Source organism: Caulobacter sp. LARHSG274 (assembly GCF_052871235.1).
This window is the reverse complement of the sequence record NZ_JBIXJO010000008.1, coordinates 104,144-124,257: the sequence shown is the minus strand read 5'-3', so window position 1 is coordinate 124,257 and position 20,114 is coordinate 104,144. Positions and strand designations below refer to the sequence as shown.

12 protein-coding genes and 1 tRNA gene are annotated in these 20,114 nt (G+C 69.8%); 11 read left to right on the top strand and 2 right to left on the bottom strand.

Annotated features, from left to right (window positions below; all coding sequences use genetic code 11):
• Positions 1–48: 48 nt before the first annotated feature.
• The 6 genes from ACIPQB_RS15105 to pelA all read left to right on the top strand — a co-directional run bounded on the left by ACIPQB_RS15105 (position 49) and on the right by pelA (position 12,209).
• Positions 49–3,447: a TonB-dependent receptor gene (locus ACIPQB_RS15105; protein ID WP_446486067.1), complete on the top strand. Its 3,399-nt coding sequence runs from the start codon at positions 49–51 to the stop codon at positions 3,445–3,447.
• Positions 3,448–3,557: 110 nt separating this feature from the next.
• A complete protein-coding gene (locus tag ACIPQB_RS15100) occupies positions 3,558–4,451 on the top strand; it encodes a rhamnogalacturonan acetylesterase (protein WP_446486066.1) in 894 nt (297 codons plus the stop codon).
• A gap of 18 nt (positions 4,452–4,469) precedes the next feature.
• Positions 4,470–6,830, top strand: a complete 2,361-nt coding sequence (locus tag ACIPQB_RS15095; RefSeq protein WP_446486065.1) for a glycoside hydrolase family 95 protein — start codon at positions 4,470–4,472, stop codon at positions 6,828–6,830.
• A 2-nt stretch (positions 6,831–6,832) separates the two neighbouring features.
• The gene (locus ACIPQB_RS15090; RefSeq protein ID WP_446486064.1) at positions 6,833–7,795 is read left to right on the top strand and encodes a pectinesterase family protein; all 963 of its coding nucleotides are present in this window, start codon (positions 6,833–6,835) and stop codon (positions 7,793–7,795) included.
• Positions 7,792–10,944, top strand: a complete 3,153-nt coding sequence (locus ACIPQB_RS15085; RefSeq protein ID WP_446486063.1) for a sugar-binding domain-containing protein — start codon at positions 7,792–7,794, stop codon at positions 10,942–10,944. Before ACIPQB_RS15090 ends, ACIPQB_RS15085 begins: the two co-directional genes overlap by 4 nt.
• Positions 10,941–12,209: a pectate lyase gene (gene pelA / locus ACIPQB_RS15080; protein ID WP_446486062.1), complete on the top strand. Its 1,269-nt coding sequence runs from the start codon at positions 10,941–10,943 to the stop codon at positions 12,207–12,209. Before ACIPQB_RS15085 ends, pelA begins: the two co-directional genes overlap by 4 nt.
• A 182-nt stretch (positions 12,210–12,391) precedes the next feature.
• Here the strand turns inward: pelA and ACIPQB_RS15075 are convergent.
• Positions 12,392–12,466, bottom strand: a tRNA-Asn gene (locus tag ACIPQB_RS15075).
• 206 nt (positions 12,467–12,672) lie between these two features.
• Positions 12,673–14,922 carry a beta-glucosidase gene (locus ACIPQB_RS15070; RefSeq protein WP_446486061.1) on the bottom strand — a complete coding sequence of 750 codons (2,250 nt, stop codon included), beginning with the start codon at positions 14,920–14,922 and terminating at the stop codon, positions 12,673–12,675.
• A 252-nt stretch (positions 14,923–15,174) separates the two neighbouring features.
• On the opposite strand from ACIPQB_RS15070, the gene ACIPQB_RS15065 reads away from it, so the two are divergent.
• The 5 genes from ACIPQB_RS15065 (at position 15,175) to popZ (ending at position 20,090) form a co-directional block, all read left to right on the top strand.
• Positions 15,175–15,693 carry a hypothetical protein gene (locus ACIPQB_RS15065; RefSeq protein ID WP_446486060.1) on the top strand — a complete coding sequence of 173 codons (519 nt, stop codon included), beginning with the start codon at positions 15,175–15,177 and terminating at the stop codon, positions 15,691–15,693.
• Positions 15,694–15,715: 22 nt separating this feature from the next.
• The gene (locus ACIPQB_RS15060) at positions 15,716–17,095 is read left to right on the top strand and encodes a DUF6880 family protein (protein ID WP_446486059.1); all 1,380 of its coding nucleotides are present in this window, start codon (positions 15,716–15,718) and stop codon (positions 17,093–17,095) included.
• 114 nt (positions 17,096–17,209) lie between these two features.
• Positions 17,210–17,782: a protein-L-isoaspartate O-methyltransferase family protein gene (locus tag ACIPQB_RS15055; protein ID WP_446486058.1), complete on the top strand. Its 573-nt coding sequence runs from the start codon at positions 17,210–17,212 to the stop codon at positions 17,780–17,782.
• Between the two features lie 152 nt (positions 17,783–17,934).
• Positions 17,935–19,443: a TolC family outer membrane protein gene (locus ACIPQB_RS15050; protein ID WP_446486057.1), complete on the top strand. Its 1,509-nt coding sequence runs from the start codon at positions 17,935–17,937 to the stop codon at positions 19,441–19,443.
• Between the two features lie 116 nt (positions 19,444–19,559).
• The gene (gene popZ, locus ACIPQB_RS15045; protein WP_446486056.1) at positions 19,560–20,090 is read left to right on the top strand and encodes a pole-organizing protein PopZ; all 531 of its coding nucleotides are present in this window, start codon (positions 19,560–19,562) and stop codon (positions 20,088–20,090) included.
• Positions 20,091–20,114 lie beyond the last annotated feature (24 nt).

The window sequence follows — 20,114 nt, the reverse complement described above, 5'->3', positions numbered from 1 at the left end:
CGACAAGGCGGACTCGAGCCGCCGGGACGAGACGGGGAGGAAATGTCCATGTTCAACGCCACTCAATCGCCCGCCTGCGTGCTGTTGCGGCAATCCTCGCGCCTGGCGCTGATTGCGGCCCTGGCCGCCAGCTTTTCGGCCGGGACGGCCCACGCGCAGGCGACCAGCCCGCTCGCCGCCGACGCCAGCCAGGTCGAGGAAGTCGTCGTCACCGGCTACCGCGCCTCGATCCAGAGCGCCCTCAATCTCAAGCGGCGCTCCAACGTGATGGTCGACGCCATCAACGCCGAGGACATCGCCGACTTCCCCGACGCCAACCTGGCCGAATCCCTGCAGCGCCTGCCCGGCGTGTCGATCGACCGCGACAACGGCGAGGGGCGCACCATCACCGTCCGCGGCCTAGGCAGCGACTTCACCCGTGTACGCCTCAACGGTCTCGAAGCCCTGTCGACCGCCGGCTCCAACGACTCCGGCACCAGCCCCAACCGCGGCCGGGGCTTTGACTTCAACACCTTCGCCTCCGAGCTCTTCAGCTCGCTGCGCGTCCAGAAGACCGCTTCGGCCGAGACCGACGAAGGCTCGCTGGGCGCGACCGTCGACCTGATCACCGGCCGGCCCCTGGACTTCAAGGGCCTGCGCGTGGGCCTGTCCCTGCAGGACGCCTATTACGAGGCCGGCAAGCACCAGAACCCGCGCGCCGCGGGCCTGCTGTCCAATCGCTGGGACACCAATTGGGGGGAGTTCGGGGCCCTGGGCTCGTTCGCCTATAACAAGCGCAACAGCACCATCGACAGCTATGGCCGCTCGCCGGGCCAGTCGGACTACGCCTATCGCGGCGCAACCTTCGCCACCACCCCGACCCAGACCGCGGGCCTGCAGCGCCAAGGCTTCGCCGCCCCGATCGGCACGGCCTGCAACGCCATCGTCACGCAGAACGTCACCAATCCGGCGGCCTGCGCGGCCCTGGTCGGTTCGAACCCTGCGGCCTACGCCCTGATCAACAATCCTCAGGGGCGCAACCTGACGACCGGCGCGCCCGGCTCGCTGGTGCGCATCCCGGCCCTGCCGACCCTCAACCAGCAGCAGCTGGAGCAGGACCGCTTGGGCCTGACCGGTTCGGTGCAGTGGCGCTCGCCCGATCGCCGCACCACGGTGGCGATCGATGGCGTCTATTCGCGCTTCTACAACAACTCCGAGAACTTCGGCGTCAGCGCCGTGGGTCTCAACCGCAACAACACCAACGCCACCTACAACGCCGCCAGCGCCGCCACGAGCACGGCCAACAAGCGCGCGCTCTACAACACCTGCACCGCGCGGGCGGCGACCGCGATCCAGGACGCCATCGACTGCGGCGAGCAGGTCAACGGCGGCGCGCTCGCGCCGGGGATGGCCTATAGCTACAACCCCAACAACCTCGAGCCCTACGACTACTACAACAACCCCAACTCAGTGGGTTACATTCCGATCTCGGCGAGCAACCCCTACGGCCTGGGCCTGCGCGACGGGATGATCGGCCGGCCGAGCGTTCGGCTGATCGACGCGGCCCTCAGCCCGGACGGCGCCAACGCCGACTATCTGAAGCTGGGCAATGTCGATATGCGCACTGCCGACGACCAGCAGTATTACACTACCTTTTTCCAGCAGGGCTCGATCAACATCGCCCATGACTTCAGCGACCGCCTGAAGGGTTCGTTCCTCTATGGCCGCTCACGCTCGGTGAACAAGAGCACCGGCTTGTTGACCGAGTACAACCGCCTGGACTCCGGCCAGGGCGTGGCCGGCAACAATGACTTCATCTACGACGCTCGGGGCGATGGCGACATGCCGCTGCTCGACTTCGGCTTCGACGCGGCCAATCCCGCCAACTGGGACTTCGTCAAGAACTACTCGGCGATCCGCATCTACCGCCGCGTGGCCGACAACCGTTATGACGGCGGCAAGGTGGACCTGTCCTACGAGGTCGACGACAGCCTGACCGTCAAGGTCGGCCTCAGCCGTCGCAAATATTCGTTCTTCACCGCCCAGTTCCAGCGCACCGTCGGCGAGACGCTCAATCCCAGCTTCAAGGAGAGCAACAGCTCGGTGGCGGCCACCAGCCGGCTGATCCAGTTCGGCAAGAACCTCGACCTGCCGGCCGGGACCCTCACCAGCTTCATCGCCCCAGACAATCGGAAGTTCATCGACCTGCTCGGCTTTGACTGCAACTGCGTCAACAAGTGGGGCGACTGGCGGACCTCGGCCCTGGCCAGTCCGTCCAACACCTACGGCGTCGAAGAGGTCGATACCGGCGGCTATGTGCAGTTCGACTATAACGCCCAGGTCTTCGGCCGCGATCTGCGCGGCAACCTGGGCACGCGCTACGCCGTCACCGACCTGGAGTCCAACGGCCTGACCAACACCGCCCGCCCGGTGTCGGCCGACAACCACTACAAGGACGTCCTGCCCTCGATGAACGCCGCCTACGAGGTGGCCGACAACATGTTGGTGCGGATCGGCGCGGCCAAGGTCATGGCCCGGCCGCTGCTGGGCAATCTGGCGCCCAGCGTCACCGCCTTCAGCACCCCGACCACGGCCGGCGCGACCACGGGCGGCACGATCACCCTGGGCAACCCCAAGCTCCAGCCGTTCCGGGCCACCAACTACGACCTGAGCTTCGAATGGTACTTCGCGCCCGGGGCGCTGTTCTCGGCGGCGGTGTTCGACAAGGAGATCAGCAGCTTCCCGCAGACGGTGGTCAGCTCGGGCCTGCTGTCCACCATCCTGACGCCCGAGGCGATCGATCAGCTGCGGGCCACCCAGATCCCGGCCACCGGCTCGCCCTCGGCCTCCCAGCAAGCCGCCCTGATCTACATCAACACCCAACCCTACGACATCCGCCAGTTCCGAGATGCGCCCGGCGGTTACATCCGCGGCATCGAGCTGAACTACCAGCAGAACCTGACCTTCTTGCCCGGCTGGCTGGACAAGTTCGGCGTCCAGGCCAACTACACCCACCTGAAATCGCAGATGAACTACATCATCGATCCAGGCTCGCTGGCGACCGCGACCGTGGCGGCGCGACCGCGGATCGTGGCCAAGGGTCCGTTCACCGGCGCCTCGCCCGACGCCTTCAACTTCACGGTCTTCTACGACACCGGCAAGTGGTCGGCCCGGGTCTCCACCGCCTATCGGGCCAAATACTACACCCAGTATCCGATCGCCTCGGGATCATGCGATCCGGGCGTGTGCGACTCCCCGCTGGTCAACGACTTCGTGGGCTCCAACGCCACGACCAATGTCGACGCCTCGTTCAGCTACAAGTTCAACGCCAGCATGGCGCTGTCGATCGAGGCGCTGAACCTAACCAACCAGACCTCCAATCGCTTCGCCTATGCGGACGACCCGGTGGTCACCCAATACAGCTCGACAGGCCGACAGCTCTTCGTCGGCCTGCGGATGAGCTTCTGAGGCGCCTCCTCCCGAGGAGCACCGGGCGGCGTCGGGGTTTGTCCCCCCGGCGTCGCCCACCCCCTTGTTCGCCCGTTCGTGTGATCCCTCGTTTTTCAAGGTGGAGTTCCATGCGCCTGATCGCCTTGGGCCAGATCGCCGGCCTGGCCGCGGCCGCCCTGCTGGCCGCCGTAGGCCCCCCCGCCGCCGCCGAGTCCGCCGTGCACTTCAACGCCGTCAAGATCGTCCTGGTCGGCGACTCCACGACCGCGGTCCAGGGGGGCTGGGGCCCCAGCTTTTGCGGCAAGCACGTCACCTCGTTCGCCGCCTGCATCAATCTGGCGCGCGGCGGTCGCAGCAGCGGCAACTACCGCACCGAGGGGTCGTGGGATCTGGCTCTCAAGGAGATCGCCTCAGGCGGCTTCAACGACACCTATGTGCTGATCCAGTTTGGCCATAACGACCAGCCAGGCAAGCCGGGTCGTTCGACCGACCTGGCTACGGAGTTTCCCGCCAATCTCAGGCGCTATGTCGAGGAGGCGCGCGCGGCCGGCGGCAAACCGGTGCTGGTCACCCCGCTGACCCGCCGGCAGTTCAAGGACGGTGTGCTGATCGACGACCTGGGTCCCTGGGCCGAAGCGGTCCGCAAGGTGGCCGCCGAAACCGGCGCGCCGCTGGTCGACCTGCACGCCGACAGCTTCGCGGCCGTCCAGGCCATGGGCGCGGCGCAGGCCACGCGGTTCGCCCAGCGCCCGCCGTCCGCAGAGGTGCTGGCCGCCGCGCGCACCGGCACGACCATCGCCGCCAAGGCCGCTCCGGCTGCGCCGGCCGCGCCAGGCGGGGCTTCGCCGACATCCGGTCAGGCCGCGATCCAGAACAATGCGGCGGTCGAGCCCATGGGCCAGGCCAAGCTGTCGTTCGACTACACCCACCTGGGCGAGGCGGGAGCCGACTATTTCTCGGCCTTGGTCACGGCCGATCTGGCCAAGGCCGTTCCGGCCTTGCGCCGCTTCCTGATCCCTTGATCTCCAAGAGGCCCTGCCATGGCTTTGACACGCAGAACGACCCTGGCCCGCGCCGTGGCCCTGGCGGCGGGCGCTTCCACCGGCGGGTCCGGCTTGGCGCGCGCCGCCGCGCCCAAGGCCTCGCCGACCCGCCTTTGGTATCGCCAGCCCGCCCAGGCGTGGGTCGAGGCCCTGCCGATCGGCTCGGGGCGGATGGGCGCGATGGTGTTCGGCGGGGTGGCCGCCGAGCGCCTGGCGCTGAACGAGGACACGCTTTGGGCCGGCGGCCCCTATGATCCGGCCAATCCCGAAGCCCTCAAGGCCTTGCCTGAGATCCGGGCTCTGATCGACGCCGGCGACTACGCCAAGGCCACCGAGGTAGCCGACGCGCGGTTCATGGGCGCTCCAAAGCGCCAGATGTCCTATCAGACGATCGGCGACCTCAACCTGGTGTTTCCGGGCCTGGACGGCGCGCCCGTCGACTATGTCCGCGAGCTGGATCTGGACGGTGCAATCGCCACGACGCGCTTTGCGGCGGGAGGCGTGCGCCACCGCCGCGAGGTGCTGGGCAGCTATCCCGACCGGGTGATCGCCGTCCGGCTGAGCGCCGACAAGGCCAAGGCCGTCTCGGTGGATCTTTCCTTCGCCAGCCCGCTCAAGTCCAAGCCGGCTTCACGCGTGGAGGGCGGCGACACCCTGGTGCTGGCCGGGACCAACGAAGCCCAGAACGGCGTCGCCGCGGCCCTGGCCTTCGAGTGCCGCGTCCAGGTGATCCGCAAGGGCGGAACCCTGACGGCGCGCCAGGGCGGGCTGTCGGTCGCGGGGGCCGACGAGATCGTCCTGTTGATCGCCGCGGCCACCAGCTACCGCCGCTTCGACGACGCGGGCGGCGACCCGGCGGCGATCAACCGCGCAGTGCTGGCCAAGGTCGGGGTCAAGCCCTGGCGGGCCTTGCTCGCCGATCACCAGGCCGACCATCGCGCGCTCTTTCGGCGGGTCGAGGTCGACTTCGGGACCACGCGCGCCGCCCTGGAGCCGACCGATGAACGCATCAAGGCCTCGCAGACGCGCGACGACCCGGCTCTGGCGGCCCTCTACTACCAGTACGGCCGCTATCTGCTGATCGCCTGTTCGCGGCCCGGCGGCCAGCCAGCCAACCTGCAGGGGATCTGGAACGACAAGACCTTTCCGCCGTGGGGCGGCAAATATACGATCAACATCAATACCGAGATGAACTACTGGCCCGCCGAACCGACAGGCCTGGCCGAGTGCGTCGCGCCGCTGATCGCCATGGTGCGCGACCTGTCGGTCACGGGGGCGCGCACGGCCCAGGTGATGTATGGCGCCCGCGGCTGGGTGGTCCATCACAACACCGATCTGTGGCGCGCCTCCGCGCCGATCGACGGCGCCAAGTTCGGGGTCTGGCCGACGGGCGGGGCCTGGCTGTGCAAGCATCTATGGGACCATTACGACTATGGCCGCGACCGCGCCTATCTGACCGAGGTCTATCCGCTGATGCGCGGCGCCGCCCTGTTCTTTCTGGACGTCCTGGTGGTTGATCCCAAGTCGGGCAAGCTGGTCACCAATCCCTCGATTTCGCCGGAGAACAATCACGGCCATGGCTCGTCCCTGGTCGCCGGCCCGACCATGGACCAGGCGATCATCCGCGACCTGTTCAGCCACTGCATCCAGGCCTGCGCCATCCTGGGCGTGGATGGCGAACTCAGCGCGCAACTGGCCGCCGCGCGCGAACGCCTGGCGCCCTACAGGATCGGCAAGGACGGCCAGCTGCAGGAGTGGCAGGACGACTGGGACGCCGACGCCAACGACATCCATCATCGGCACGTCTCCCACCTCTACGGCGTCTTCCCCAGCGACCAGATCGCCATCGACACCACCCCGGCCCTGGCCCAGGCGGCCAAGGTGTCTCTGAACACCCGGGGCGACATCTCGACGGGCTGGGCCGTCGCCTGGCGGCTGAACCTGTGGTCGCGCCTGGGCGACGGCGATCGCGCCCACAAGATCCTGTCGCTGCTGCTGGGCCCCGAGCGCACCTATCCCAACATGTTCGACGCCCACCCGCCGTTCCAGATCGACGGCAATTTCGGCGGAACCTCGGGCATGACCGAGATGATCCTGCAAAGCCGCAACGGCCAGATCGTGCTGCTGCCGGCCCTGCCATCGGCCTGGCCCACCGGCCGGCTCACCGGCCTGAAGGCGCGCGGCGCGGTCGGGGTCGATGTCACCTGGGCGCGGGGCAGGCTGGAAACGGCGACGTTGACCGCCGCCGCCGACGGTCGCCACCATGTGCGCTACGGCGTCGCGGCGATCGATCTCGACATCAAGAAGGGCCAGCGCGTTCGTCTGACGGCGCGCGACGGCGGGCTGCGGAGAGCGTGACCATGATCAGAACGATCGGCCTGGTCCTGGGCCTGGCGGTCCTGACCACGGGCGTGGACGCGCGGGCCGCCGCCTTGAGGGTCGCCCATGCGGGCGCGCCCTTCGCCACGGTCCAGGCCGCCGTCGACGCCCTGCCGGCGAACGGCGGCGCCATCGAGATCGCGCCGGGCGAATACCGCGAGAAGATCGACATCCAAAAGCCCGGGGTGCGCCTGATCGGCAAGGGTAGGGCGCCGGGCGATGTCGTTCTGGTCTGGAGCGATGGGGCGATCACCGCCGGCGGCACCTTCAAGTCGGCCTCGGTCAAGGTGTCGGGCGACGGCTTCATCGCGCGCAACCTGACCATCCAGAACGACTATCACCTGAAGGACCCGCGTCCGTCCCAGGCCGTGGCCTTGGCGATCACCGCTGATCGCGCCGTGCTCGAACGCGTGCGCCTGCTGGGCACCCAGGACACGCTCTATGCTGCCAGCAAGAAGGAACGGCCCAGCCGGCAGTACTTCCGCGACTGCTATGTCGAGGGCCACATCGATTTCATCTTCGGCAACGCCAAGGCCTTCTTCGATCGCTGCGAAGTCCACGCCATCGCCCATGGCGAGGCGATGCTGACCGCCCAGAGCAAGGCCAGCCCCGACCAGGACAGCGCCTATGTCTTCGACCGCTGCAGGATCACCGCCGATCCCGGCGCCGAGCACGTCTGGCTCGGCCGCGCCTGGCGGCCCTACGCCACGGTCGTGTTCCTGCGCACGCGGATCGACGCGGCCCTGGAGCCGGCCGGCTGGCGCGAGTGGACGCCCGGCAAGACCGACACCCTGTCCACGGCGACCTTCGCCGAGTTCGCCTCGACAGGGGCGGGCGCCAATCCGCAGGCCCGCGATCCCCATAGCCGTCAGCTGACGGCGGCGCAGGCTAAGGCCTGGTCGCGCGAGGTCTTCCTCAGAGGCGCCGACGGGTGGTGGCCATGAGCCTGGATCGCCGCGGGTTCCTGTCGACCGTTGCAGGCGTCACCGCCGCCGGCCTGGCGCCGGCCGCCGGCCAGGCCGCGCGCCTGGACCAGCCCGCCAGTCTGGCGATCGCCGACGACGGCTGGCGGCTCTGGCTCGACACCGCCGCACCGTGGACCGACGACGTCATCCACCTGCCGGGCCGCTTCGACCTGTCCAGGCTGCCGGTCAACCCGCCGACCGGCGGCTGGGGCGTCCTGACCTCGGCGGACGCCGTGATCGTGACCCTGCCGACCACGGTCGAGCAGCACTTCTGGGGCAAGCTGGGTTCGAGGCCCTACACCGCCGACGAATATCGCTATGCCGAGGACGACGACGTGCCCCGCAACGGCGCCTATCGCGGCGTCTCGTGGTGGACCAGGACGATCGACATTCCCGCCGAGGCCAAGGGCCGGCGGGTGATGCTGAACCTGCGCGGGGCGCGGCTGCGGGCGGAGGTGTTCCTCAACGAGCAACTGGTCGGCTATTCGATCATGTCGGAGCTGCCGATCGACTGCGACCTGACCGCCGCCATGCGGCCGGGCCAGGCCAATCGCCTGGCGATCCGCATCACCAATCCCGGCGGCCGGTTCGACTGGCGCGACTCCACGACCATGATGTGGGGCCAGGCCAAGCTGTTCGCCTCGCACGGCTTTGGCGGGCTGGATCGCGGCCTGAGGCTCAGCCTCCACCCGATCGACGCCCGCATTGACGACGCCTGGGCGCTCAACACGCCCGACCCGCGCAAGGTGACGGCGCTGATGGAGATCGTGCTGGACCAGCCGGTGGCCGCGAAGGACCTGGAGCGCTTGAAGACCAAGGCCTCGGTCGCCCTGGTCGACGATAAGACCGGCCAGCCGGTCGCCGCCGATGCGCGGCTGGAGGCGCTGGAGCAGCTGGACGCCCATCGCCTGCGCGCCCGGTTCACGGTCCATGCGCCGGACGCGCGGCTCTGGGACCTCGATACGCCAGACCTCTATCAGCTGGTCTTCCGCTGGGCCCAGGGGTGGGACGCGGTCGATACGCGCGCGGTGCGCTTCGGCTTCCGCTGGTTTGCGCCCGAGGGCCTGAGGACCGACGCCCTGCTGCGCCTGAACGGGCGGCGGGTGCGGCTCTATTCGGCGATCTCCTGGGGCTATTGGGGCTTCAACGGCCTGTGGCCGACGCCGCAACTGGCGCGGCGCGAGGTGGCGGCGGCGCGGAGCCTGGGCCTCAACACGCTGCACTTCCACCGCAATGTCGGCAAGCCCGAGGTGTTCTCGGCCATGGACGAGATGGGATTGCTGCGGGCGATGGAGCCCGGCGGCGGCCGCCACGCCATCGGCCGCGATCTCAAGCCTGGCGAGTCTCCGTCGCAGGCCGACGCCTTCAGCCGCGACTTCCTGGTCGAGAAGTGCAAGGCGATGGTCCGAGCCTTCCGCTCGCACCCGTCCCTGGTGCAGTACACCCTGCAGAACGAATTGGGCGCGAATCTGGCCAATCCCGATGTCCAGGCCGTGCTGGAGGTCATACACCAGTTCGATCCCAGCCGGGTGGTGGTGCTGAACGACGGCTTCGTGGCGCGCGGCGCCTCCCAAGCCATGTACCTGCCCTATGACGACCGCTACTGGCGCTCGGACAAGGACGAATGGGGCGGCTGGTGGAACAACCATCAGGGCGCCGGCGACCAGTGGTACGACCGCTTCTACAAGGGGCCGGACGACTACATCCACCGCCAGACCGGCAAGCCGTTCATCGTCGAGCTCGGCGAGATGGAGGGCTGCGCGGTGGCCGACAACCATGCGGCCATGGTGGTCGAGATCCTGGCCGGGGGCGGCAAGAGCTACGACCTGGACGACCACAGGGCCATCGTCGCGGCGACCAACGGCTATCTGCAGCGTTGGGGCTTCGACAAGGCCTTTCCGACCAGCGAACGCCTGTTCCTGTCGGTGGGCCGCAAGGCCTACGAGGCCTGGCGCGAGTACCTGGAGAACATCCGCATCGGCGACGCCGTCGATATCGCCTGCGTCTCGGGCTGGGAGAGCACGGCGATCGAGAACCATTCGGGGATCGTCGACAATCTGCGCGGTTTCAAGGCCGATCCGGACCTGATGAGCCAGAGCTTGCGGCCGGTTCTGGTCATCGCCAAGGCCCGGGCCCGGGCCTATGCCGTGGACGACAGCGCCGAGCTGGATCTTTGGCTGCTGAACGACACCGGCAAGCCGGTGACTGGCGAGATGGTCCTGGCCCTGGTCGGCCCGGACGGCGCGGTCGAGACCCTGGGCCGCTGGGCGGTCCCGGCGCAGTCGCCGGACACTTTCAGCTACCTCGTGGCCCAGGCGGTGCGCACGCCGCCGCTGGCGCGCGCGGGCCTGAACCGCATCCGGGTCACCCTGGGCGAGGTGGTGTCGGACCGCGAGATCTGGGTGACGGGTCCGGCGGGCAAGCCGGCCCAGACCCGCCGCATCGGCGTCTCGGGAATCGCCCGCAGCCTGCGCATCCAACTGGCCGGCGTGCCGGGCGCGGTGTTCGAGGATTTCAAGCCGGGCGTCCGCTACGACGGCATCATCGCCTCGGGCCTGAAGACCGACGAGATCGCCCGCCGCCAGGTCGGCGAGCAGACCGGGCTGGAGGCCCAGCCCAAGAAGGGCGACAAGCCTGTGGCGGTCCTGGGCGAACTGCCGCCCGAGGTTCTGGCGGCGGTGTCGGCCGGGGTTCCCCTGCTGGCCATGGTCCAGGAAGACGGCCTGGCCGAGGGCGTCGCCCGGCAGCTGTCGCGCCTGGACTTCTTCACCTATGGCGGCCAGGTCGGCGGGCTGCGCGCGCCGTGGATGGGCAACTGGAACTATGTCCGCAGCCATCCGACCTTCGCCGGCCTCCCGGCCGACATGGGAATGGGGATCCTGCACCAGGTGGAGGGGCAAGCCTCCAACGGCCTGTTGGTGGACGGCGCCGGGGTTGAGGTGATCGCCGCCTATAGTCGCGACCATGACCGCCGCAACGGTGCGGCCAGCTTCATCGCCCGGCAGGGCGGGCGGCGCGTGCTGGTGCACCGTTTGCCTGACATGGCCAGGCCCTTGCAACAACGCTGGCTGGCCAACGCCGTAGACTGGCTGGCGACCGGATCGATGAGAGGAGAGGGAAGAGCATGACCCACCGCTGGATGGTCGTTCTTGGACTGGCCCTGGCCCTGGCCGGCCCCGCGACGGGCGCCGTCGTGGGCCGCACCGTGCCGGCCGAACCCCTGACGGCGAGCCGGATCGCGGCCCTGCCTGTCGCGGTCCAGCCCGCCTGGCGAGCCTATTTGGCCCGCTCGCGGGCGGCCCACGACGCCGATGTCGCCGGCCTCGCGGCCGAACAGGGCGCGGGTCCCGCGCCGGCCTTGCCGCCCAAGGGCAAGCAGGGCACGGGGGCGGCCTCCATGCCGCTGGACCGGGATCGGGCCTGGTACGCCTCGGCCGAGGCGCGGCGCATCGCCGACGTCATCGTCAGCTTCCAGACCCCGGCCGGCGGCTGGGGCAAGAACGCGGCGCGCACCGGGCCGGTTCGGGTTCGCGGCCAGGCCTTCACCGAGGACGCCGCCTTCATGGGCACCCTGGACAACGACGCGACGGTGACGGAAATGCGCTTCCTGGCCCGAGTGATCGCCCAGGCGCCGGACGGATCATCGGGCCAGGTCTACCGTCAAAGCTTCGCGCGCGGCCTGGATTATCTGCTGGCCAGCCAATTTCCCAATGGCGGCTGGCCCCAGGTCTGGCCGCTGCAGGGCGGCTATCATGACGCGGTGACCTATAATGACGGCGCCATGCTGGCGGCCACGCGGCTCGTCGGCCTGGCGGCCGAGGGCCAGGGCGACTACGCCTTCGTCACCGCCGATCAGCGGCGGCGGGCCGCCCAGGCCTGGGCGCGGGCCCTCGATTGCATCCTGGCCAGCCAGATCAGCGTCGATGGCGAGCCCGCCGCCTGGTCGCAGCAGCATGACGCCACGACCCTGGCGGCGGTCGGGGCGCGCAACTTCGAGCCGGCGGCCCTGGCCAGCGCCGAGAGCGCCGAGATCCTGATCTATCTGATGAGCCTGCCCAACCCCTCGCCGCGGGTGTCGCGCGCCATCGCGGGCGGCGCGGCCTGGTTCGCCAAGGCGGCGATCCACGACAAGGCCTGGACCAAGGCCGACCCGACGCTGGGACGGCGGCTGGTCGACGCGCCCGGCGCGGGACCCTTGTGGTCGCGCTACTACGATGTGGCGACCGGCCGGCCGATCTTCGGCGATCGCGACCTCAGCATTCACGACGACGTCAACGAGATCAGCCTGGAACGCCGGAACGGCTATGCCTGGTTCAACACCTCCGGGATCAAGGTGGCGCAGGCCTACGCCGCCTGGCGCCGGAGGGGCGGTGCGACGTCAATCAGGTCCTGACGCTCGCCGTTGGCTTGGCGGTTCTGAGCGGGCGGCGCCCTGGAGGAAAAGGCGGATTCGGGGATCGAGGGCGGTCGCGAACAGAGTCCGCTTAAGCGTCGCAACGTGTGGGATCAAATGTGGGATCGGAAAATCCCGGGTCTCTCAACCCCGAAGCCCCCGAGTGGGCTAGGGAGGAGAGGTGGCTCCGCGGGTAGGATTCGAACCTACGACCAGCCGGTTAACAGCCGGCTGCTCTACCACTGAGCTACCGCGGATCAGGTCGCCTCAGGAAGAGGCCGGGTGATAGCCGCCTCGTTCGGCGTGTGCAAGCGCATTCGGACAAAAAAACAGCCCGGCTTGCGCCGGGCTGTGGAAAGTCAGTGATGGTGGGGTGTCTTCAAGAAAGACCAGGTGAAATTGGCGTTTCATGGTTAATTGAACCTTAATTTCACCTGCGACCAAATGGCGCCAATCCTTGCGGTCAGCGCTTCATCAGCCCGACCGGCAGGGCCTGGGCGGCGAGCGTCACCTGCGCCTTTGCGGCCGCGTCGCGCGACGAGGCGCCCAGGGTGACGACATAGTCGCCGGCCGCCACCGACCAGCCGTGGGCCTTGGCGTCCCACACCGCCAGCAGGCGCGGGTCCAGGGTCAGGCTAACGGTCTTGCTGGCGCCGGGGGCCAGGTCGACCTTGCTGAAGCCGATCAGGCGCTGGGGCGCCTCCCAGCCGCCCGCCTTGGGCGAGACATAGACCTGCGGCACGGCCTTGCCGGCCCGGGCGCCGGTGTTGCGCACCTCGAAGCTGACGGTGACGACGCCGTTCTTGGTCTGCGCCTTGAGCTTGTCATAGGCGAAGCTCGTATAGGACAGGCCGTAGCCGAACGGGAACAGCGGCTTGTGGCCCTGTTTGTCGAACCACTTGTAGCCGACCGCCGCGCCCTCGATCGTGTAGTCGACCTCGAACGGCTCTTCTTCCTTCTTGGGATCGCCGTCCAGCACCGGCCGCGGCAGCTGGGCCACGGCGGCGGGGAAGGTGACGGGCAGGCGGCCGGAGGCGTCGACCTCGCCGGCCAGCACCCGGGCGATGGCCTCGCCGCCCTGCGAGCCGGGATACCAAGCCTCGACCACGCCGCCGACCTTGTCGAGCCACGGCATCAGCACCGGGCCGCCGGTCTCCAGCACCACCACGGTCTTGGGATTGGCGGCCGCCACGGCCTCGATCAGGGCGTCCTGGCCGTTTTCCAGGGTCAGGGGGCTGTCGAACGCCTCGCCGTTCCACTGCAGGGCGAACACCAGGACGATGTCGCTGTCGGCCGCCAGCTTGGCGGCGGCGGCCGGGTCCTTGCCGTCGGCGTAGCGGATGTCGGCGCCGGGCAGGCGGGCCTGCAGGGCCTTCAGCGGTGAGGAGGGGAAATAGAGCTTCGGACCCGGCCAGTAGGCGGGGCCTTCGCCCTCCATGGGCCGCGCGCCGATCGGATAGACCTGGGACGAGCCGCCGCCCGACAACACGCCGAAGTCGGCGTGGCCGCCGATCACGGCGATCTTCTTGGCCCCCGCCAGCGGCAGCAGGCCCTCGTCGTTCTTCAGCAGCACCAGGCCTTCCTCGGCGTCGGCCTGGGTGACCTTGGCGTGGGCGGCGAAGTCGATCGGGGCGGCCTTGACCGGCTTGTCGACCGCGCCGCTGGCGAACAGGCTGCGCAGGACGCGGCGGGCCATGTCGTCCAGGCGGGCCTGGCTGACCTCGCCCTTGGCCAGGGCGGCCTTCAGCGGGGCGGCGAAGAAGGGCTGCTTGTCGAAGGCGTCGCCGGCCGATTCCTGGTCGAGCCCGGCGTTGATCGCCTTGGCGGTGGAGTGGACGGCGCCCCAGTCGGACATCACATAGCCCTTGTAGCTCCAGTCCTGCTTGAGCACCTTGTTGAGCAGGAAATCGTTCTCGCAGGCATAGTCGCCGTTGACGTGGTTATAGGCGCACATCACCGCGTGCGGGTCCGAGGCCTCGATGGCGAACTGGAAGGCCAGCAGGTCGGAGGTGCGGGCCTCGGCCTCGCCGATCTTGGCGTTCAGGATGTTGCGGCCGGTCTCCTGGGCGTTCAGGGCGTAGTGCTTGATGGTCGAGACGATGCCGTTGGACTGGACGCCCTTGATCTGGGCCCCGACCATCGTCCCGGCGAGCAGCGGATCCTCGCCGCCATATTCGAAATTGCGGCCGTTGCGCGCCTCGCGGGTCAGGTTGACGCCGCCGGCCAGCATGACGTTGAAGCCGGTGTCGCGGGCCTCCGAGCCGATCATCGCTCCGCCCTTGTAGGCCAGGGTCGGGTTCCAGGTGGCGGTGGTGGCGATGCCGGCGGGCAGGGCGGTGCGCCCGCGCTTTTGCTTGGCGCCGCCCTGGGTGGCCACGCCGATGCCGGCGTCGGTCTCGAACTGGGCCGGGATGCCCAGGCGCGCGATCCCGGGCACATAGCCGGCCGAGCCGTCCAGGGATTCCGGCGGTCGCTTGTACTTGTCGCCCATGTCGGCGCCGAAATAGCCGAAGATCACCGTCATCTTCTCGTCCTGGGTCATGGCCTTGACCGCCAGGTCGGCGCGCCGGTCGGCGTCCAGCTTGGGGTCGAGCCAGGGACGGGCGGCCGGGGTCGGGGTCTGGGCCGGGGTCTGGGCGAGAGCCGTCTGGGCCAGGGCGCCGGCCGAGGCGCCGAGCATCAGGGCCAGGGCGAGGACGATAGGACGTTGCATGGGGCCTCCCTTACTGTGTTGGGCGGGCGAGGGGACCCGCCGCGCCAGTCGTCTTGGTTCGCCGGGGCCGGACCCGCGCAGGCGCGGATCACAACTCAGCACGACAGCGTTGTCATCTGTACGGACACGATTGTCCAGAATCGATCAAGTCGAGGCGGCGGAACCGCCGCTGGCGACCGAGCCCTCAGCACACTTGCACGGCAGTTTGCGGCGTTTTCAGGTAGAACCCTGAGGTCCAGACGATTGTCGCCCATGCTCTCACAGCCAAGAACCCTGCGTCCCGGCCGCTGGCGACGCCTCACCGAGGGCGAGCGCGCCCTGGCGGCGCAGGTGTTTGGCGAGGCGCTCGACGTGCGGCGGGTGCGACTGCTGGCCATCCCGTTGTGGAACCGGGCCTTCGTGGCGAGCGGCCGACTGATCGTGTGGCCGGCGCGAACGGCGCGGATGGATTTCTCAGCGGCCGGGGTCGCCGTCGCTGAGCAGGCGATGTTCGTCCACGAACTGGTCCATGTCTGGCAGGCCCAGCACGGCCTGAACCTGCTGCTGGCCAAGCTGCGAGCGGGAGACGGTCCCGCCGCCTACGCCTATGACCTGGCCGGCGGGGTCCGGTTCGCGGCCCTGAACCTCGAACAGCAGGCCATGGTGGTCGAGGACGCCTTCCGGCGGCTGAACGGCGCCGCCGCGCCGCATGCAGCCGGCCTCTACGCCGCCGTGCTAGAGGAGGCGCTGCCGGACCTGGCGACTCGCCTGGACCGGGGCAGGGACGCGTGACGGGAGAACTCCGCTGGCCACGGTGAAGCGTACGGGATCGCGCAAGACGCTGACGACGGCGAACCTGGCCGCCCTGGGGGCGGAGCGGCTGGCCGAACTGCTGATCGACGTCGCCGAGGGCCACGCCCAGATCAAGCGCCGGCTGCGGCTGGAGCTGGCCGGCGAGATCGGGGCCGGGGACCTGGCTCTTGAGCTGACCAAGCGCATCGAGTCGATCGCCGACAGCCGCGCCCGCATCCATTGGCGCAAGCACAAGGAGTTCGTGCGCGAGCTCGACATGCAGCGGGCCCTGATCGCCGGGCGCCTGACCGCGCTGGACCCGGCCCTGGCCCTGCCGCTGATGCTGCGCTTCATCGACCTGGCCGAGGCGGTGTTCAGCCGCACGGCCGACGCCAAGGGCGAGGTCGACGCGGTGTTCGACGCCGCCGTCGACGACGTGGCCGCCATCGCATCCCTGGCCCTGCCGGTCCCGCGCGCCCTGGCCGACCAGCTGTTCCACCTGCTGCTGACCGCCCGGGCCGGCCTCGGGCCGCGGGTGCTGAAGAACGCCCTGCCGGCGCTGGGCCCTGAGGTCCTGGCGACCCTGCGGGCGCGAATCGAGACGACCATGGCCTCGCAGCGGCGGGCCAGCGGCGGGCTGAAGGCCGCCGTCCAGGTGCTGGCCGACGCCCAGGGCGACGTCGACGGCTATATCGCCCAGTTCACCGACTCCCAGGCGGTGCTGCCGCCGATCGGGGCTCAGATCGCCCGTCGGCTGACCGCGGCCGGCCGGTTGGACGAGGCGCTGGCGGCGCTCGACCGCTCGACCCCCGGCTCGTTCGCGCAACTGGTCGGATCGGTCCTGGGCCGGCCGACTCCGCCGGGGCCGGGGGCCCTGGACTGGGAGGACGCCTATATCGAGGCGCTGGAGGCGCGAGGGCAGGGCGATGTCGCCCAGGACATGCGCTGGGCCAGTTTCGAGCGCGGCCTGTCGACCGAGCGGCTGCGCGACTACCTCAAGCGCCTGCCCGATTTCGACGACGTCGAGGCCGAGGACCGCGCCCTGGCCCTGGCCGAGGACTTCCACGACCTGCACGCGGCCCTGGATTTCCTGGTCCAGTGGCCGGCCTGGGACCGCGCCGCCCGCCTGGTGCTGCGCCGCTCGGGCGAGCTCGACGGCGACCGGCCCGAGCTGCTTGAGCCCGCGGCCCGGGCGATCGAGGGCCGCCACCCCCTGGCCGCCACCCTGCTGCTGCGGGCGATGATCCTCGACACCGTCCGCTACGCCCGCACCGTCCGCTACAAGGACGCCCAGCGCCAGCTGCTGGAGGCCGCTTCCCTGGCCCCGGCCGTCGCCGACTGGGGCGACCACGAGGACGCCGAGGCCTTCGCCGCCCGGGTGGCGGGCTTTCGGCGCTGGTGAGCGCCGGCCGCGGCGCCGGCGTCTTACATTCACGCTAGTAAAAAAGCCTCGATTGCCTAGAGCCGAGCCGCGGACCTATAAGCGGCTGGAAAGTCCAGCCCTTCGAGGGATTCCATGAGCTCCGATTTCGCCGCCGCGCGCCTGAACATGGTCGAAAGCCAGATCCGCACGGCCGACGTCACCGACCTGCCCCTGCAGGACGCCCTGCGGGTGGTGCCGCGCGAGGCCTGTGTGCCGTCCGGCAAGGACTATCTGGCCTATGCCGACGCCGAGGTCGAATACGCCCCCGGCCGCTGGCTGCTGCGTCCGCGCGACGTCGGCAAGCTGCTGCAGCACCTGCGTCCCCGCGAGGGCGACAAGGCCCTGGCCATCGCCGCCCCCTACGCGGCGGCGGTGCTGGAGAAGATGGGCCTGGCGGTCACCCGTCTCGAAGGCGACGACCTGACCGCCGTGCCGGGGGACCATTACGACGTGATCATCTGCGAAGGCGCGGTGCCGCGTGCGCCCGCCGCCTGGACCCGGGCCCTGGCGGTCGGCGGCCGGCTGGGCGTGGTCGAGCGCGAGGGACCGGTGGGCCGGGCGACGATCTATGTCCGCGCCGAGGACGGCCTGGGCCGCCGCGCCGTCTTCGATTCGACCCCGCCCTTGCTGGCCGGCTTCTCGACCGAGCCCGGCTTCGCCTTCTAGCCGCGTCGGGTCAGGAAATGTCGGTGCAACGCCTGCGTGAAAAAAGCTTAACTAGCCGACTATCGCGGGGCGGCTTACAGGCGCTCATATAGGTCGCGGCGCGCCGTGTGACTTGGGCCAGGTGAGTTGGGGCAGTGTTGGGGATGAACTTGATGTGGAATAGCCGTCGGGCCGCCTTGCTGGCCGCCGCTTGCAGCATCGGCCTGATGGCCGGCCTGGCCTCGGCCGCCCGGGCCGAGACCCTGACCGACGCCCTGGCCCTGGCCTACCAGACCAATCCCACCCTGCAGGCCCAGCGCGCCAACCAGCGCGTCACCGACGAGGGCGTGGTCCAGGCCAAGACCGCCTTCCGGCCCTCGCTCAGCGGCACGGCCGACGTCAGCGGCACCCACACCAACTACGCCAACCCGATTGTGACCACCAACCTGTTCGGCCAGGTCGTCAGCACCCGGACGCATGGCGACACCGCCGGCAGCGCCGCCAATCTTAGCCTCAGCCAGCCGCTCTATACCGGCGGCCGGGCCACTGCGAGCCTCAGCGCCGCCCAGGCCGACGTGATGGCCGGCCGCGAGGACCTGCGCAGCGTCGAGCAGTCGGTGCTGGGCCAGGTGATCCAGGCCTATGTCGACGTCCGCCGCGACCAGGAGCGGCTGCGGATCGCCCAGGAGAACGTCGACGTCCTGAGCCGCCAGCTCGACGAATCCAACGCCCGCTTCGAGGTCGGCGAGATCACCCGCACCGACGTGGCCCAATCGGAGGCCCGCCTGGCCTCGGCCCGCGCCAGCCTGTCCTCGGTCCAGGCCCTGCTGGCCGGCAGCCGCGCCAGCTACGCCGCCGTGGTCGGCCAGAACCCCACCGACCTGGCCCAGGAGCCGCCGCTGAGCGGCCTGCTGCCGGCCAGCGTCGAGCAGGCCTTCGACCTAGTCGACCAGAACAACCCGTCCATCCAGGCCGCCCGCTACGCCGAGCAGGCCGCCGCCGCCCGCGTCGCCGAGGCCAAGGCCGCCCGCCGTCCCACCGTCACCGCCCGTGCCGGCGTGGGCTGGGACGCCAACGAGACCAACAGCGTCGGCCGCCAGTACGCCGACTTCGACCGCAGCGTCAGCGGCTCGGTCACCGCCTCGGTGCCGATCTTCACCGGCGGCCTGACCAGTTCGCAGATCCGCGCCGCCACCGAGCGCGAGAACGCCGCCCGCATCGCCGTCGAGGGCGCCAAGCGCTCGGCGCTGCAGCAGATCTCCACCGCCTGGAACAACCTGCTGGCCGCGCGCGCCAACCTGATCTCCAACCAGGAGCAGGTGCGGGCCACCAAGATCGCCTTCGAGGGCGTGCGCCAGGAGCAGCAGGTCGGCCTGCGCACCACCCTGGACGTGCTCAACGCTCAGCTGGAGCTCAGCAACGCCGAGGTGGCCCTGGTCGTGGCCCGCCGCGACGAATATGTCGCCAGCGCCAGCGTGCTGCAGGCCATGGGCGTGCTCAACGTCGCCAACCTGGCCCCGGACGTCGAGCGCTACGACCCGGTCAAGTCCTACGACAAGGTCAACCACGCCATCGGCTGGGTGCCCTGGGAGCCGGCGGTGCGGGTGATCGACAAGCTCGGCGCCCCGTCGATCCCGGTCAAGCCGATCCCGAAGGACGCCGCCCCGATGGCCGCCAAATAGGGCGAATTGGCGCGGCCGCGATCCTTGAGCTTGCTTAAGGCGCGCAAGTCTGCACCATCGGGGCAAGCGGCCATCAGGGCGCTTCAGGATTCGTACCCCTTCGAGACGGCCCGCACATGTCCGAACAGAGCTCTCAAGAACCGACGATGGAGGAGATCCTCGCCTCCATCCGCCGCATCATCTCGGAGGACGATGCGCCGGCCGAGGCCGCCGCCCCGGCTCCCGAGCCGGAGCCCGTCGCCGAAGAGCCCCCGGCCGAGGACGACGTCCTGGAGCTGACCGACCCGATCGACCCGCCCGCGCCGGTCGAATCGATGGGCGACATCGACGTCTATTCGCCCGACCCCGAGCCGGAACCCGCGCCGCCTCCGCCGCCGCCGCCCGAACCGGCGCCGACCCCGGTGTTCTCGCGCGAGGAAGTGGCCGAGACCCTGGTCGGCGACCACGCCTCCAGCCTGGCCGCCACCGCCTTCGGCAGCCTCAGCTCGGCCCTGCTGATGCCCAAGGACGGCCGCACCCTGGAAGACGTCGTGCGCGAGCTGCTGCGCCCGCTGCTCAAGGAGTGGCTGGACCAGAACCTGCCGCGCATCGTCGAGACCAAGGTCGAGGAAGAAGTCCACCGCATCGCCCGCGGCCGCGGCGTCTAACAGCCCCGTCCCGATCGGAAAACC

Coding starts and splice junctions, on each gene's coding strand:
- ACIPQB_RS15085 (WP_446486063.1), top strand. CDS start 7,792: ATGAGCCTGGATCGCCGCGGGTTCCTGTCGACCGTTGCAGGCGTCACC.
- ACIPQB_RS15055 (WP_446486058.1), top strand. CDS start 17,210: ATGAGCTCCGATTTCGCCGCCGCGCGCCTGAACATGGTCGAAAGCCAG.
- ACIPQB_RS15095 (WP_446486065.1), top strand. CDS start 4,470: ATGGCTTTGACACGCAGAACGACCCTGGCCCGCGCCGTGGCCCTGGCG.
- pelA (WP_446486062.1), top strand. CDS start 10,941: ATGACCCACCGCTGGATGGTCGTTCTTGGACTGGCCCTGGCCCTGGCC.
- ACIPQB_RS15070 (WP_446486061.1), bottom strand. CDS start 14,922: ATGCAACGTCCTATCGTCCTCGCCCTGGCCCTGATGCTCGGCGCCTCG.
- ACIPQB_RS15050 (WP_446486057.1), top strand. CDS start 17,935: ATGTGGAATAGCCGTCGGGCCGCCTTGCTGGCCGCCGCTTGCAGCATC.
- ACIPQB_RS15065 (WP_446486060.1), top strand. CDS start 15,175: ATGCTCTCACAGCCAAGAACCCTGCGTCCCGGCCGCTGGCGACGCCTC.
- ACIPQB_RS15090 (WP_446486064.1), top strand. CDS start 6,833: ATGATCAGAACGATCGGCCTGGTCCTGGGCCTGGCGGTCCTGACCACG.
- ACIPQB_RS15105 (WP_446486067.1), top strand. CDS start 49: ATGTTCAACGCCACTCAATCGCCCGCCTGCGTGCTGTTGCGGCAATCC.
- popZ (WP_446486056.1), top strand. CDS start 19,560: ATGTCCGAACAGAGCTCTCAAGAACCGACGATGGAGGAGATCCTCGCC.
- ACIPQB_RS15100 (WP_446486066.1), top strand. CDS start 3,558: ATGCGCCTGATCGCCTTGGGCCAGATCGCCGGCCTGGCCGCGGCCGCC.